This window comes from Streptomyces chartreusis NRRL 3882, assembly GCF_900236475.1.
GTDB lineage: Bacteria > Actinomycetota > Actinomycetes > Streptomycetales > Streptomycetaceae > Streptomyces > Streptomyces chartreusis_D.
In genome coordinates, this window is record NZ_LT963352.1 from 1087974 (window position 1) to 1103423 (window position 15450).

Annotated in this window: 10 protein-coding genes; 5 read left to right on the top strand and 5 right to left on the bottom strand. The window is 73.7% G+C overall.

What is annotated here, in order from left to right; all coding sequences use genetic code 11:
• Nucleotides 1-26 precede the first annotated feature (26 nt).
• Nucleotides 27-1913 (bottom strand): ABC transporter ATP-binding protein, encoded by a 1887-nt coding sequence (locus SCNRRL3882_RS04915; RefSeq protein WP_010044867.1) that lies wholly within the window; start codon nucleotides 1911-1913, stop codon nucleotides 27-29.
• A 212-nt stretch (nucleotides 1914-2125) separates the two neighbouring features.
• Here SCNRRL3882_RS04915 and SCNRRL3882_RS04920 point away from each other — a divergent pair, with 212 nt between their 5' ends.
• The 4 genes from SCNRRL3882_RS04920 (at nucleotide 2126) to SCNRRL3882_RS04935 (ending at nucleotide 8316) form a co-directional block, all read left to right on the top strand.
• Nucleotides 2126-3109: a lysylphosphatidylglycerol synthase transmembrane domain-containing protein gene (locus tag SCNRRL3882_RS04920; protein ID WP_418952385.1), complete on the top strand. Its 984-nt coding sequence runs from the start codon at nucleotides 2126-2128 to the stop codon at nucleotides 3107-3109.
• Nucleotides 3110-3339: 230 nt separating this feature from the next.
• Nucleotides 3340-4437 carry a mechanosensitive ion channel family protein gene (locus SCNRRL3882_RS04925; RefSeq protein ID WP_010044862.1) on the top strand — a complete coding sequence of 366 codons (1098 nt, stop codon included), beginning with the start codon at nucleotides 3340-3342 and terminating at the stop codon, nucleotides 4435-4437.
• Nucleotides 4438-5180: 743 nt separating this feature from the next.
• Entirely contained in the window at nucleotides 5181-7400 is a 2220-nt protein-coding gene (locus SCNRRL3882_RS04930; RefSeq protein WP_010044861.1) for an NADP-dependent isocitrate dehydrogenase, read from the top strand.
• Between the two features lie 127 nt (nucleotides 7401-7527).
• The gene (locus SCNRRL3882_RS04935) at nucleotides 7528-8316 is read left to right on the top strand and encodes an N-formylglutamate amidohydrolase (protein WP_010044859.1); all 789 of its coding nucleotides are present in this window, start codon (nucleotides 7528-7530) and stop codon (nucleotides 8314-8316) included.
• Between the two features lie 28 nt (nucleotides 8317-8344).
• Here SCNRRL3882_RS04935 and SCNRRL3882_RS04940 read toward each other — a convergent pair whose 3' ends face one another.
• The 3 genes from SCNRRL3882_RS04940 to SCNRRL3882_RS04950 form a co-directional block, all read right to left on the bottom strand.
• Entirely contained in the window at nucleotides 8345-8821 is a 477-nt protein-coding gene (locus SCNRRL3882_RS04940; RefSeq protein ID WP_040903808.1) for a hypothetical protein, read from the bottom strand.
• A 5-nt stretch (nucleotides 8822-8826) separates the two neighbouring features.
• Nucleotides 8827-9402 (bottom strand): RNA polymerase sigma factor, encoded by a 576-nt coding sequence (locus SCNRRL3882_RS04945; RefSeq protein WP_010044855.1) that lies wholly within the window; start codon nucleotides 9400-9402, stop codon nucleotides 8827-8829.
• A 62-nt stretch (nucleotides 9403-9464) separates the two neighbouring features.
• The gene (locus SCNRRL3882_RS04950; RefSeq protein ID WP_010044854.1) at nucleotides 9465-10895 is read right to left on the bottom strand and encodes a S8/S53 family peptidase; all 1431 of its coding nucleotides are present in this window, start codon (nucleotides 10893-10895) and stop codon (nucleotides 9465-9467) included.
• A 178-nt stretch (nucleotides 10896-11073) separates the two neighbouring features.
• Between SCNRRL3882_RS04950 and SCNRRL3882_RS04955 the strand changes: the two genes are divergently transcribed.
• Nucleotides 11074-13641: a CHAT domain-containing protein gene (locus SCNRRL3882_RS04955; RefSeq protein WP_050810305.1), complete on the top strand. Its 2568-nt coding sequence runs from the start codon at nucleotides 11074-11076 to the stop codon at nucleotides 13639-13641.
• A gap of 43 nt (nucleotides 13642-13684) precedes the next feature.
• Here the strand turns inward: SCNRRL3882_RS04955 and SCNRRL3882_RS04960 are convergent, their stop codons facing one another.
• A complete protein-coding gene (locus SCNRRL3882_RS04960; protein WP_010044851.1) occupies nucleotides 13685-15409 on the bottom strand; it encodes a helix-turn-helix transcriptional regulator in 1725 nt (574 codons plus the stop codon).
• Nucleotides 15410-15450: the final 41 nt, after the last annotated feature.

A 15450-nucleotide genomic window follows, 5' to 3' on the forward strand; every position in this document is an offset into this window, starting at 1 on the left:
GAGCCGTTCACCCAGGTCGGGGCGTGTTACGCGGCCGCCCCGTCCACGGCCGTGCTCTGCGTCCCGCCGAACTGGGTCCGGTACAGCTCCGCGTACCGCCCTCCCGCCGCCAGGAGTTCCTCGTGCGTGCCGCTTTCCACGATCCGGCCGGCCTCGACGACCAGGATCTGGTCGGCGGTGCGGACCGTGGAGAGCCGGTGGGCGATCACGACCGCCGTGCGGCCTTCGAGGGCTTCGGCGAGCGCTTCCTGGACGGCGGCCTCGGAGGTGTTGTCGAGGTGGGCGGTGGCCTCGTCGAGGATGACGACGCGCTGCCGGGCCAGCAGCAGCCGGGCGATGGTCATGCGCTGGCGTTCCCCGCCGGAGAGCCGGTAGCCACGTTCGCCGACCACCGTGTCGAGTCCGTCGGGCAAGGACCGTACGAGGTCGTCGAGACGGGCCCGCCGCAGGGCGTCCCACAGATCGCTCTCCGTGGCCGTGGGGCGGGCCAGCAGGAGGTTGGCGCGGACGGTGTCGTGGAAGAGGTGCCCGTCCTGGGTGACCATGCCGAGGGTCTCCCGCAGGGACCGCGCGCTCAGGTCGCGGACGTCGACGCCGCCGACGCGGACGGCGCCCTCGTCGACGTCGTACAGGCGCGGCAGCAGTTGCGCGACGGTCGACTTGCCCGCACCCGAGGAGCCGACGAGCGCCACGGTCTGCCCCGGTTCGGCGCGGAAGGAGATCCCGTGCAGGACCTCGTCACCGCCCCGCCCGTCGAGCGTGGCGACCTCCTCCAGGGAGGCCAGGGAGACCTTGTCGGCGGACGGGTAGCCGAAGCGGACGTGGTCGAACTCGACGGCCACGGGCCCGTCGGGCACCCGGCGCGCGTCCGGCTTCTCCTCGATGAGCGGCTTCAGGTCGAGCACCTCGAAGACCCGCTCGAAGCTGACGAGGGCGCTCATCACCTCGACCCGCGCCCCGGCGAGCGCGGTCAGCGGCGCGTACAGCCGGGTGAGGAGCAGCGCCAGCGACACGACCGCGCCGGGCTCCAGCGTGCCGCGCAGGGCGAGGGTGCCGCCGAGTCCGTAGACCAGGGCCAGGGCGAGGGCGGAGACCAGGGTGAGGGCGGTGATGAACGCGGCCTGGGCCGTCGCCGTCCGGACGCCGATGTCCGCGACCCGGCGGGCGCGTTCGGCGAACTCCGCCGACTCCTCCTCGGGGCGCCCGAAGAGCTTGACCAGGGTGGCGCCGGGTGCGGAGAAGCGCTCGGTCATGCGGGTGCCCATCGCCGCGTTCAGCGTCGCCGCCTCCCGCTGCATGCGCGCCATACGGCTGCCCATGCGCCGCGCGGGGATGACGAACACCGGCAGCAGCACCAGCGCCAGCAGGGTGATCTGCCAGGACAGCGTGAGCATCACGGCGAGGGTGAGCAGCAGCGTGACGAGGTTGCTGACCACTCCGGACAGGGTGTTGCTGAACGCGCGCTGGGCGCCGATGACGTCGTTGTTGAGTCGGGAGACGAGGGCGCCCGTACGAGTGCGTGTGAAGAACGCCACCGGCATGCGCTGCACATGGTCGAAGACGGCGGTCCGCAGATCGAGGATGAGGTGCTCGCCGAGCGTCGCCGACAGCCGCCGGCCGAGGATGCCGAGCGCCGCCTCCGCCACCGCGATCAGCGCGATGAGCAGGGACAGGCGTACGACGGTGCCCTCGGTGCCGTCCGAGACGATCGCGTCGACGACGCTCCCGGCCAGGACGGGGGTCGCCACGGCGAGCAGGGCGGTCCCCACGCCCAGCAGGACGAAGAAGGCGATGCGGCGCCGGTGCGGGCGGGCGAACACGCCGATGCGGCGCAGGGTGGCGCGGGCGAGGGGGCGGCGTTCCTCCTGGGCGTTCATGACGCTGTGCAGTTGTGTCCACGCTGTGGTCTCCATACTCATGGGAAGGACCGTAGAACCTCAAGCAATCTTGAGGTCAAGGCGCTCGCACATCGCCCCGACATCCCGCACAATCGGCCCGATCCCCCTCTTCCCGTCCCCCCGCAAAGGCCCCGATGACGCTCTCCTCCCAGCCGCTCCCCGTACGTAAGACGCCGTCCGCCCGTCCGCAACCCGCCGTTGGCGGGGCGTGGGAAGCCTCTGCGGACGTGACAGCGGTACAACTCCCCGAAGTCCGCCCGGGACGACTTCCCCGTCGCGTCCCGGTCCGCCGCCTGCGTCAGATCCTGTGTCTGCTTCCGCTCCTGCTGGTCACCGTGGTCGCGGTGCGACACCGGTCGGTACTCGCCGAGGGTTTCGCGCATCTGGGCAACGCCGAATTTCCGTGGCTGCTGGCCGCGGCCGGCACGACCTGTCTCACCTGGGTGGCCGCCGCCTGCACCCGGCAGGGCGCGGTCGTCGAGCGGCTGCCCCGACGGCGGCTGCTGGCCACGCAGTTCGCGGCGGGCGCGGCCAACCACCTGCTGCCGACCGGGCTGGGCGCGAGCGCGGTCAACCTGCGGTTCATGACGGTGTGCGGGCTGCCGCTCGCCCGTTCGTCGGCGGCTCTCGCGCTGTATCTGCTGGCGGAGAGCGTCGGCCGGGTGGCCCTGCTGGGTGCCCTGCTCGTCGCGTTCCCCGGCGCGCTGCGGCTCGGCACGCTGGTCCCGGAGACGGCGTTCGGCCCGCTGCTGGCCGGTGCCGGTGTGGTGCTCGTCATCGCGGTGGCCGTGCCGGTCCTGGTCCCGCGGGTGCGCTCGGCCGTGCTGTCCTTCCTGCGGACGGCGCTCGGCGAGGCCCGCTCGGTGCACACCCGCCCGGCCCGGGCCCTGGCCCTGTGGGGCGGGGCCTTCGCCTTCCCCGCGTTGCAGGCGGCCGTACTGGTACTGGTGGGCCAGGCGATGGGCCTGGACGTGCCGCCCGCGCACATGGCGGTGGCCTACCTCGCGGCGACGGTCGCCGTCGCGCTGGTCCCCACCCCGGGCGGGATCGGCTCGGTGGAGGCGGCGCTGGTCGTGGCGCTGGTGGCGGCGGGCGGCCCGGCCGCGGTGGCCACGGCCGTGGTCCTGGCCTTCCGCGTCATCACGGTCTGGCTGCCCCTGCTGCCGGGCGCGCTGACGCTCGGGGCGCTGGTACGGCTGAAGGTCATCTGACCGCCCGACAGGCCCCGAAGTGCCCGGCCGGGAACGCCCGGGTATGGCCCGTTCCCCGGTACGAAACCCCGTACGGAATGCGGCAGGATGAACGGTCGTGCCGACCGCAGGTCAGGGTGGCCGGGCACGACGGAACATCCCGCAGGACGAACAGGTGACGACGTGACGAAACTTCACATCAGGCGGCGGGCAACGGCGTTCGCCGCAGTTCTTCTTCCCGGAGGTGTCAGGTGAACCGGGCGCTCACCGCGGACGATCTGGTCTTCGCCGGCATCGCCCTGGCGTCGGGCCTGCTGGCGGCCTTCGCGCTGCGCCTGCTGCTGCGCTGGCTGGGCGGGCACGCCGACCGCACCCGCTGGAGCGGGGACGACGTCATCGTGCACGCGCTGCGGGCCGTGCTGCCGTGGGCCGCGGTGGTGGGTGGCGTGGCGGGCGCGGCGGCGGTGCTGCCGCTGACCCGGACGGTGCAGCACCACACCAACCAGGTGCTGACGGTGCTGCTCATCTTCGTGGCGACGGTGTCGGCGGCGCGGGTGGTTGCCGGCCTGGTGCGCACGGTCACCCAGTCCCGCTCCGGGGTCGCCGGCTCGGCCACGATCTTCGTCAACATCACCCGGATCCTGGTCCTGGCCATCGGCTTCCTGGTGGTGCTCCAGACGCTGGGGATCTCCATAGCCCCGATGCTCACCGCCCTGGGGGTGGGCGGTCTGGCGGTCGCGCTGGCGCTCCAGGACACCCTCGCCAACCTCTTCGCGGGCATCCACATCCTCGCGTCCAAGACCGTCCAGCCCGGTGACTACATCCGTCTCAGCAGTGGTGAGGAGGGTTACGTCGAGGACATCAACTGGCGGCAGACGACGATCCGCAACCTGTCCAACAACCTCGTCGTGATCCCCAACGGCCAGCTCGCCAAGGCGAACATGACCAACTTCATGCGGCCGGAGGAGCAGCTGACCATCCTGGTCCAGGTCGGGGTGGCGTACGACAGCGACCTGGAGCACGTGGAGCGGGTGACCAACGAGGTCATCGCCGAGACCATGGCCGAGGTCGAGGGCGCCGTGCCGGACCACGAGCCGATCATCCGGTTCCACACCTTCGGCGACTCCCGCATCGGCTTCACGGTGATCCTGGGCGTCGGCGAGTTCAGCGACCAGTACCGGATCAAGCACGAGTTCATCAAGCGGCTGCACAAGCGCTACCGCGCGGAGGGCATCCGCATCCCCGCCCCGGCCCGGACGGTGGCGCTCCAACAGGGCGGGGTCGTCATCCCCCAGCAGCGGACCGGCGAGATCGAGCCGAACGAGCTCACCTCGGCCCGGCTCGACTGAGGCCTCGCTGAGCGCCGCTGCGACGCCCTCGGGTCGGCCGACGTGATCTGCACCACCCTGGCGGTGACCGGCGAGGCCGAACGGTGTGCGCAGGCGCTCCGCTCGCCGGTCGGATACCGGGCGCACCGGAGCGAGCCGCCGACGCACAGCGGCCGCCGGAACCATGACAGGGGCGTTCGCCGGAAGCCGACGCGCAGGCGAAGGCGGCGGGGGTGGCCGGGCGACCGAGGCGACTGCGGGCCGGAGAAGAGAGGCTGGCCCAGAGCGACAGGCCTTCCGGCCGGAGCCACGCCGCGACGGCACAACGGCCCGCCGCATCCATGCCCTGGGCGTTCGCCGGAAGCCGACGCGCAGGCGAAGGCGGCGGGCCGACGCGACTGCGAGCCGCAGAAGACGAGCTCTCCAAGAGCGGCAGGCCTTCCGGCCGGAGCCACGCGACGCTCAGCGGCCCGCCGGATCCATGCCCCGGGTGTTCACGGGAAGCCAAAGCGCGGGCGCGGTGGCGGGGCGACGCGGCTGTGGGCCGGAGAGGGCGGGCTCGCCGGGAGCTGCCGGTCTTCGGCCGGGGCCGCCGCCGCGCCGACCGGGGCAGTCGGAGGGCGGCCACGCGCCGCGCTGCCCCCGGGAGACGGACCCCGGGGTGATCGGTGGCGTGAAACTGGGCACGGACCCCTGTCGAGACGAGGTCGATCAGGAGATATCTTGATGTCGAGCAATGTTGCAGACGTGGAGCGGAGCACCCGGTGACTGACTCGACCATCATCTATACGCACACTGACGAGGCCCCGGCCCTGGCGACGTATTCCTTCCTGCCGGTGGTCCAGGCGTACGCCTCGCAGGCGGGTGTCGCCGTCGAAACCCGCGACATCTCGCTGGCCGGGCGCATCATCGCCCTGTTCCCGGAGTACCTCACCGAGGACCAGCGCATCCCGGACGCGCTCGCGGAGCTCGGCCGGCTGGCCAAGACGCCCGCGGCCAACATCATCAAGCTGCCGAACATCTCGGCGTCGATCCCGCAGCTCAAGGCCGCCATCGCCGAGCTCCAGGGCCAGGGCTACGCGCTGCCGGACTACCCGGACGACCCGAAGACCGACGAGGAGCGCGAGATCCGCGCCCGCTACGACAAGGTCAAGGGCTCCGCCGTGAACCCCGTCCTGCGTGAGGGCAACTCGGACCGCCGCGCCCCCGCGTCGGTCAAGAACTACGCCAAGTCCCACCCGCACCGCATGGGCGCCTGGTCCGCCGACTCCAAGACGAGCGTGGCGACCATGGGCCAGAACGACTTCCGCTCCACCGAGAAGTCCGTGGTGATCGCCGAGGACGGCGCGCTGCGCATCGAGCTCGTCGGCGACGACGGCACCACCACCGTGCTGCGCGAGTCCGTACCCGTCCAGCAGGGCGAGGTCGTCGACGCCTCCGTGATGCGGGTCGCCGCGCTGCGCGAGTTCCTGGCCGCGCAGGTCGCCGAGGCCAAGGCCCAGGGCGTGCTGTTCTCGGTGCACCTGAAGGCCACGATGATGAAGGTCTCCGACCCGATCGTCTTCGGTCACGTGGTGCGCGCCTTCTTCCCGAAGACGTTCGCGAAGTACGGCGACAAGCTCGCCGCGGCCGGCCTGACCCCGAACGACGGTCTGGGCGGCATCTACAAGGGCCTCGACTCCCTGCCGGAGGGCGCCGAGATCAAGGCGTCCTTCGACGCCGAGCTCACCGAGGGCCCGGAGCTGGCGATGGTCGACTCCGACAAGGGCATCACCAACCTGCACGTGCCCTCCGACGTCATCATCGACGCCTCCATGCCGGCCATGATCCGCACCTCCGGCCACATGTGGGGTCCGGACGGGCAGGAGCACGACGCCCTCGCGGTCATCCCGGACTCCTCCTACGCGGGCGTCTACCAGGCCGTGATCGAGGACTGCAAGGCCAACGGCGCCTTCGACCCGTCCACCATGGGCACGGTGCCGAACGTCGGCCTCATGGCCCAGAAGGCCGAGGAGTACGGCAGCCACGACAAGACCTTCGAGATCGCCACCACGGGCACGGTCCGCCTGGTCGACGGACACGGCACCGCGCTCATCGAGCAGACGGTCTCGGCCGGTGACATCTTCCGCGCCTGCCAGACCAAGGACGCGCCGATCAGGGACTGGGTGAAGCTGGCCGTCACCCGCGCCCGCGCCACCGGCGACCCGGCGGTGTTCTGGCTGGACGAGACCCGCGCGCACGACGCCAACCTGATCGCCAAGGTCGAGCAGTACCTCCCGGAGCACGACACCGAGGGCCTGGACATCCGGATCCTGAACCCGGTCGAGGCCACGAAGCTGTCGGTGGAGCGCATCCGCCGCGGCGAGAACACCATCTCGGTGACCGGCAACGTGCTGCGCGACTACCTGACCGACCTGTTCCCGATCCTGGAGCTGGGCACCAGCGCCAAGATGCTGTCGGTCGTCCCGCTGATGGCGGGCGGCGGCCTCTTCGAGACGGGTGCGGGCGGCTCCGCGCCGAAGCACGTGCAGCAGCTGGTCAAGGAGAACTACCTGCGCTGGGACTCCCTGGGTGAGTTCTTCGCCCTCGTGCCGTCCCTCGAGCAGTACGCGAAGGTGACGGGCAACGCCCGCGCCCAGGTGCTCGCCGACACCCTCGACCGCGCCACGGCGACCTTCCTCAACGAGGACAAGTCCCCGGCCCGGCGCGTCGGCGGCATCGACAACCGCGGCAGCCACTTCTACCTGTCCCTGTACTGGGCGCAGGAGCTGGCCCAGCAGACCGACGACGCGGACCTGGCGAAGGCGTTCGCCCCGATCGCCGAGACGCTCGCCGCCAACGAGCAGAAGATCGTCGAAGAGCTGGCCGCCGTCCAGGGCAAGCCGGCCGACATCGGCGGCTACTACCAGCCCGACCCGGCGAAGGCCGCCGAGGTCATGCGCCCGTCCGCCACGTGGAACGAGGCGCTGGCGTCCCTGAGCTGACGCCCCGGGCCCATCGGTCCATCCGCTCCGCCCCGGCCGGCGCACCGCCCGGCCGGGGCGGAGTTATGTTCGAAGAGGCGGGGCTTTCGAGCGAAGCCCCCCCGACCACGTCCCGTGGAGCCGCCGAGTGACCGACGATGCCCAGTCCTTCGACGTCCTGCCCGGCGCCGGGCACTCCCCCGTGATCCTGCACGTCCCGCACTCCGCGCGGGAGATACCGCCGTCCGTACGGGCGGACATCGTGCTCGGCGACGAGGAGCTCGCGCGGGAGCTGGACCACATCACCGACGCGCACACGGCTCAGATCGCCGAGGCGGCGGCCCGGACGGCCGGCGTCGTCCCGTGGCGGTTCGTCAACCGGCTGTCGCGGCTGGTCGTCGACCCCGAGCGCTTCCCCGACGAACGCGAGGAGATGCGGGCCGTCGGCATGGGCGCGGTCTACACCCGGACCACGCACGGCGGTGTGCTGCGGTCCGAGGACGTCGAGGCCGGTCCGCTCGTCGCACGGTACTTCCTGCCGTACGCGCGGGCGATGACACAGGCTGTGGCGGACCGGCTGGCGGCCACCGGGCGGGCGGTGATCATCGACGTGCACTCGTACCCCCGGGCCCGGCTGCCGTACGAGCTGCACGGGCAGGGCGCCCGGCCGCCGGTGTGTCTCGGCACCGACCCCTTCCACACCTCTCCCGGGCTGCTGGACGCCGCGCGGCAGGCCTTCGCGGAGACGGAGCTCGACAGCCCGTTCAGCGGGGCGTATGTGCCGCTGGAGTTCTACGGGACCGACCGGCGGGTCGAGGCGCTCATGGTGGAGATCCGCCGGGACACCTACATGACCGAGCCGGGCGGTCCCGCCGGTCCCGGTCTGGAACGGCTGGCCGCCGCGCTGGCCCGCCTGGTCGACGCCGTGTCCGGCTGACCGGCCAGGCGCCGCCCCGTGGTTCGTCCTAGGCCCGCAGCCACTCCGTCACCACCACGTCCCCGCCGGTCCGCAGCCGCAGGGCGAACGGGCCGGGCGGCGGTGCGGCGGCGGTGAAGCGGCCCAGGTCGTCGGCCGTGAGCGAGGTGCCGGGGCGTGGTCCGCACAGGACCTCGATCCGGGCCGGCTGCGGCGGCAGCACCTGGCCCGTCAGCCCGTGGCCGGTCACCTCCACGTCGACGGTCACCCCGCCCGCCCGGAAGGTCAGCATCCGGGGCGCGTCACCTGCTCCCCGGACCGGGAGGGCGTCGACCAGCGAGTCGAAGGTGAGTTCCGCGACGCGGGCGTCCAGGTCGTGCAGCGCGTAGGCGTCGACGGCGATCTGCTGGAGTTCCGGCGGCACGGGGTCCAGGACGGCGGCGGCCCGCCGGAGCTCCTCCTCCAGCGGCCCGGCGTCGAAGTCGCCCTCGTCCCAGGCATCTTCGTCGAACACGTCGTCGTTCATGTCGCTCACATCGCCCCCCGCGCTTCGAGCCGGGCCCGCAGGCGCCGCAGACAGCGCTGGCGCAGCGGCCCGATGCTGCCCACCGCGATCCCGAGCGCGGCGGACACGTCCTGGTAGCTGGGCGGCGGCGTGGCCATGAGCACCCGCAGCAACTGCCGGCACCGCTCGCCCAGTTCCTCGAACTCCTGCCACAACCGCCGTACGCGTTCGCTCTGGGCGGCGGCCTCCTCGGAGTCGAGCAGCGACTGTTCCGGCGTGCCGTCCTCGCTGACCCGGTCCAGGAGCTGCGGATCGTCCGTCAGGGTCAGCCGTTGGGAGCTCCGGATGACCTTCAGGCACTCGTGGCGCGCGGTGCTCGCCAGCCATGCGCCCGCCTTGCCGGGTTCCCTGATCCGGCCGAGGTGCTGGGCGAAGCGGAACCAGGCGGTCTGGTACACCTCGTGGGCGTCCGCGTCGGACAGCCGGTGGGCCCGCACCACGGACCACACCAAGGGGCTCAGCCCTTCCACGAGCGCCTTCCAGGCCGCCGCGTCGCCGTCGGCGGCGGCCTGGACGAGCGCGCCGGCATCAGTACGGTCCACGGCAGCCCCACCCCTCGAGTACGGCACGTCATCGTACGCCGTGGAGGGGGCGGCTTCGGCCCTCACAGCCCGGGGCCGAGGCGCACGACCGGGACAGGGCGCCAGGTGGGCGGGCGCAGCGCGGGCACCTGTGCCCCGCGCATGTCCGCGAACCCGGTGCCGGCGGCGAGCAGTTGCCGCCGGGCCGCGCGCGGGTCGGTCTCCTGGTGCGCCGTCATGTGGGCGGCGACCAGGCCGGCGGTCACGGGGGTGGCGAAGGACGTGCCGCTCCACTGCGCGTACCCCTCGAACATCACCTGGTCGGGCTTGGCGGCGGCGCTCTCGTCGCTCAGCACGCCGGTGTGGCGGGGGTGCCGGCAGGTACAGCCGTAGGTGAAGCCGTAGCGGCAGGCGTCGTACGTGGAGTGCTGGTAGACGTACGGGACGGGCGTCTCGAAGCCGGTGAGGGCACTGGTGAGGCGCTCGCCGGGGGCGTAGACCTTCACCCACGGGCCGTGGTTGGTGAAGCAGGCGCCGGACTCGCCGTCGCTGCGCAGCGCACCGACGGACAGCACGGAGTCCTCCCAGCCGGGCAGGTCGGCGTAGGCGGCGGGCCAGAAAGGGGTGGCGCTGCCGTTGTTGCCGGCGGCGGCGACCAGCAGGGTGCGCTGCTCGCGCAGTTCCCGCATGAAGTTCTCCACGCCGAGCAGGCCGTCGGTGCGGCCGTTGGAGGTGCCGGCGGAGAGGCTGAGGACGTCGGGCCAGCCACCGGCGTCGACGGCCTCGAAGAGCTTCTCGCCGAACTCCGACTCCAGGATGGCGCCCGCGTCGTTGAGGCTGCCGCGCACGGTGATGTCGGTGCTGGGCGCGACGGCGGCGACGAGCCCGGCGATGAACGTGCCGTGCCCGACGTACTGCTGGAGGATCCCCTGCTCGTCGCACTCCTGGACCTGGGCGTCGCCGTCGGTGTGGGCGAGGAGTGCGCAGGAGCGGTAGTCGTGCGTGAGGCCGGTGTCGACGACGAGGACGCCGACGGCGCTGTCCGGGTCGTACGCCGTGTCCGCGGCGGCCGGGTTGGGCGGCTCGCTCACCGGGACGGGAACGGGTTCGTCGCCGGGGCAGGCGTTGACCGCGATGTGCACCACGTGGTTGCGGGCGACCATCCGGTGCCCGGCCCGGGCCTCGCGCTCGCGCACGGCCCGCAGCGCCTGCGCGACGGCCCGGTCCGTCCCCCGGCTTCCCTCGCCGGGGTCGCCGACCCGGATCCGGGTCACGCCGCTGCGGTTGCTCTGCGGACCGGCCCGGCGGACCTGGTCCTGGTCGAGGTCGGGTGCCGCCGTGAAGTGCGCCCGTACGGTGTCCTCGACGATCCGGGCCTCCTCGCCGTCGCGGACGAGGACGACGCCCTTCTCGTACATGAACTCGGCCGAGTCGTCCGGTCCCATCGCCAGGGGGACGTCCGGCATCGAGCGCTGGATCTGATCGAACTGCTCGTGGAATCGCTGAGGTGCCATGCGGGTCCTCCCACTGGGCGACGGCGTCGGTCGGTGCGGCGAACGGTCGTCGGTACTCGTCGACAAGAGCCACCGGGCGGTCTTTTGATACAGCGCCAAACCTGTGTGGCGCGGTTCGGGGGCCACTACCATCCGAGGAGTGACAGCGGGAAGCGATTCGGTGCAGGAACTGCTGCCGATGGTGTTCGCCGACCCGGGCGAGGCTCTCACGAGGGCCCGGGCGCTGCTCGACGCCGGTCCCTCCCCGCTGCACGCGTCCGTCGCCCACCAGGTGATCGGCATCTGGCAGCGGGACTTCGGTGATCTGCGGCTCGCGCTGAACCACCTGCGGCGGGCCCGGGAGTACGCGGCGCGGGCGGACTCGGCCGACCGTGAGGCGGACGTGCTGGCCACCCTGGGCGTGGCGCTGGTGCACGCGGGCCGTACCCGGGAGGGCCTGGCGGCGTTCGAGCGGGGGGTCGCGCGGGGCGGCGGGCACACGCGGGCGCGGGTGCTGTACCGGCGGGCGTACGTGTGGTGGGTGCTCGGTCACCATCGCGAGGCGCTGGAGGACGTGCGCCGGGCGATTCCCGTGCTGCGGCAGGCCGAGGACGTGATCTGGACGGCGCGGGCGCTGACCCTGCGGGCGACCGTCCACCTGGCGCTGGGGGCGGTGGAGCGGGCCGAGGCGGACTTCACCGCGGCCGAGGCGCTGTGGGACACCACGGGCCAGGAGCACGACAAGGCCGACGCGGTGGAGAGCCGGGGGCTCGCCGCGTTCCGGTCCGGTGACGTGCCGGCGGCGCTGCGGCTGCTCGACGAGGCGGAGGAGCGGTACGCCCGGCTCGGTACACCGACGTTCATGCTGAACATCCGGCGCTGCGAGGTGCTGATGGCGGCCGGGCTGGCTCCCGAGGCGCTGGCCGAGGCGGACGCGGCGATCGGGAGGCTGGACGGGATCGGCGGGCAGTCCACCCGCAAGGCGGAGCTGCTGCTGGCCGCCGCGCGGGCCGCACGGCTGGCCGGGGACCCGCACACGGCGATCGCCCGGGCGGCCCTCGCGGTGCGGCTGTTCGCCGGGCAGCGGCGCACCTGGTGGGAGACGCACGCCCGGCTGGTGCTGATCGAGGCGCGGCACGCGGCCGGGCGCGGCTCGGGGCGGCTGGTCGCCGACGCCGCCGCGGTGGCCGAGAAGCTGGCCGCCTTCGGCGCGCCGGCCGCGCCGGAGGCGTCGCTGCTGGCGGGCCGGATCGCGCTGGGCCTGGGCTGGACGGCGGACGCCGAACGGCATCTGGCCGTCGCCGCCCGCAGCAGACGAGCCGGCCCGCCGCTGGCGCGGATGACGGGCTGGGCGGCACAGGCACTGCGGGCCCGGGCCGCCGGGTCGACCCGGGGTGTGCTGGAGGCGTGCCGGCGCGGCCTGGACGTGCTCGACGACCACCGGATGACGCTGGGTGCCTCGGAACTGCGGGCCCGCGCCACCGAACAGGGCGCGGAACTGGCGGCGTTGGCGCAGCGGGCCAGCCTGGTCTCCGGCGGGCCACGGCGGCTGCTGGTGTGGAGCGAGCGCTGGCGGGCCACGGTGCTGTCCACCCCGCCGACCCGGCCGCCCGCCGACCCGGAGCTGCTCAGCGGCATGACCGCCTTCCGCGAGATCGCCTCGCGGGCGGACGCCGCCCGGATGGAGGGCCGGCCGGTTCCGGCGCTGGAGCGTGAACAGCGGCGGCTGGAGCGGCAGATCCGCTCCCGGACCCTGCACATGCGTGGCGAGGCCCCCGAGGGCGGCGACCGCTTCGACGTCGGCCGTCTGCTGGAGCGGCTGGGGGACGAGGTACGGCTGGTGGAACTCGCCGTGCTCGACGGGCGCGTGCAGGTGCTGCTGTGCGGGCAGGGGCGGGTGCGCAGGTTCGAGGCGGGGCTGCTGGCCGACGCGGAGACCGAGGCCGAGCACGTACAGGCGGGACTGCGGCGGCTGGCGCACCCCGGGGCCGAGGCGCGGCTTGCGGTGGTGGAGGCCGCTGGGCGGCGGCTGGAGGAGCTGCTGCTCGGACCGGCCGCGGCGCATCTGGGCGGCGGCCCGGTGGTGATCGTGCCGCCGGGGCGGCTGCACCGGGTGCCGTGGGCGCTGCTGCCGTCGCTGCGCGAACGGGTGCTCAGCGTGTCGCCGTCGGCGGGCAGTTGGCTGCGTGCCCGGGAGACGGCGCCGCCCCCGGACGGCCGCCATGTGCTGGTGCGCGGCCCGGGTCTGGCGACGGGCGGCGCCGAGGTGCCCGAACTGGCCGACCGGTACGCCTGCGCGACGGTCCTGGAGTGCGACGAGGCGCGGGTGCCGCGCGTGCTGGAGGAGCTGGACGGGGCCGCGCTGGCGCACATCGCCGCGCACGGCACGTTCCGCGCGGACAGCCCGCTGTTCTCCGCCCTGCGGATGGCCGACGGCCCGATCGTCGTGCACGACTTCGAGCGCCTCGACCGCAGCCCCTACCGGATCATCCTGTCCTGCTGCGACACCGCCCTCCTCGCCTCCGTCGGCGCCGACGAACTGCTCGGTCTGGTCACCGCGCTGCTGCCGCTCGGCACGGCCGGGGTGGTGGCGTGCAGCGCGCCCGTCAACGACGCCGCGGTGGTGCCGCTGATGCTCGCCCTGCACAAGGGCCTCGGGGTCGGCCTGTCGCTGGCGGAGGCGCTGCGCGACGCCCGGGCCGCCCTGCCGGGCGACGCGCTGCACCAGGCCACGGGCTGGGCGTTCTCCGCGTTCGGGGCGGCCTGACCCGTCCCCTGTTCGGGTCAGGCCGCCGGTCCATGAGCGGCCCCTAGGCCGGCTGGGCCTCCGGGACTTCCGACAGCCAGGGCAGGGCGCCGCGGTCGCTCGCGCCGAGCCGGGCGTAGGCGCTGTACAGGTGGTTGCCGACGGTCCGGATGGACAGGGTGAGGCGTTCGGCGATCTGCCGGTTGCTCAGGCCCGCGGCCGCGAGCGTGACGATCTGCCGTTGCCGGGCGGTGAGTTCGCCGAGGACCAGCCCGGACAGGGCGGGTGTGCGGGCGCCCTGGCAGCGCCGGGCCAGGGCGACGGCCCGGGTGCGGGAGTGCCGGGCGGCGCTCGGATCGCGGTGGGCGCGCACGGCCTGGGCGTGCGCCTCCGCGGCGAACAGCGTGAAACCGCGCCGCTCCAGTTCCTCGGCCACCTCGTCCAGGGCCGGCCCGTCGGCACGGGTGAGCGCGTCGGCGTGCCGGGCGAACACGCCGGTCAGCCGGTCGATGACCTTTTCGGGGGCGCCGAGACGGACGGCGTCGTAGGGCTCGGCGAGGGCGTCGAGGTCCAGGTCCCCGCGGGGGTCCACCGGTGCGCAGGCGCAGGCGAGTTCCGCCCGGCACGCCACGTCCTCGGGGTCGTCCCGGAGGCCCTCCCGCGCCCAGGCCGCCGCGTCCCTCAGCTCCCCGCGCAGCCTGGCGAACCGGGCACGTACGGCGGCGTACCGGCCGGGCAGCGGGCCGCCCTCGGCGACCAGCCACTCCCCCACCGGTGTGGGCATCGCCCGTACGTCGTCCTGGTCGATCCGGCGGGCCAGTGCGGCCGACTCGGCGTCGAGGGCGGCGGCGTACGCGTCCGGCGTCCGCGACAGCCGGCGCGCCCGCAGCCGGCCCGCCGCGGCTCTGAGCACCGGGCCGTGGAGGGGGTGTGCCAGGCGGACCCCGCCCAGGTCGTCGACCTCGATCAGGCCCTCGGTTTCCAGGACTTCGAGGGCCCCGAGGTCCAGATCGTCCAGCGCCGGCGACAGAGGCTCGGCGAAGGCGAGGCGGTCGAGGGCCTCCCGTTCGAGCGGGCAGGTGCGGCCGAGGACGTGGGCGGTGCGCTCGCGGACGGCCGTGGTCAGTGGCACCGGGCCCCGCCACGCCCGTTCGCCGGTGTCCGGGACGAGGGTGAGCCGCCCCCGCACCGCCCCGAGCAGGTCCCGCAGCAGCCGCAGGTCGCCCCGGCTCAGGCGCCGCAAACGGTTGACGGTGAGCGGTTCGATAGGGCCGGCCCCGGCGGTGAGCAGCTGCGCGGTCTCCTCCCCGGGCAGCCGTTCCAGAGCCAGACGCGGCAGGAGCTCACCGGTCCACAGCCGGGAGATCGCGCCCGGCACCGGGGTGCCGTCGGTCGCGACGACCAGCAGGCGGGTGCGGCCGTGCACGGCGAGCTGGTGGACCAGGGCGGCGGAGGCGTCGTCGAGGAGGTGCGCGTCGTCCACCAGCAGCGTGCGCAGGCCGGACAGGAGCTGGACGGCGCGGTGCAGGGTGACCGACTCGGGCAGCAGATGGGCGAACGCGGCGAAGGGCATCGCCCGGCCCTCGGGCGTACCCGCCGCCCGGGCGCAGTCGGAGCCGCGGATCGCCTCGGTGACGAGGCGGGTCTTGCCACAGCCCGCCGGGCCCGTCACCACGATGCCGCGGCGCCCGCCGGCCAGGGACCGGCGGACCAGCTCCAGTTCGTCCTCCCGCCCGGCGAACGGCCAGGGCAGCTCCAGCGTCGTCGCGTCCCTCTCGTAAGTCGTCACACAGACATGAGCGCGGCTACTCACTTCTGATACAGGGCGAC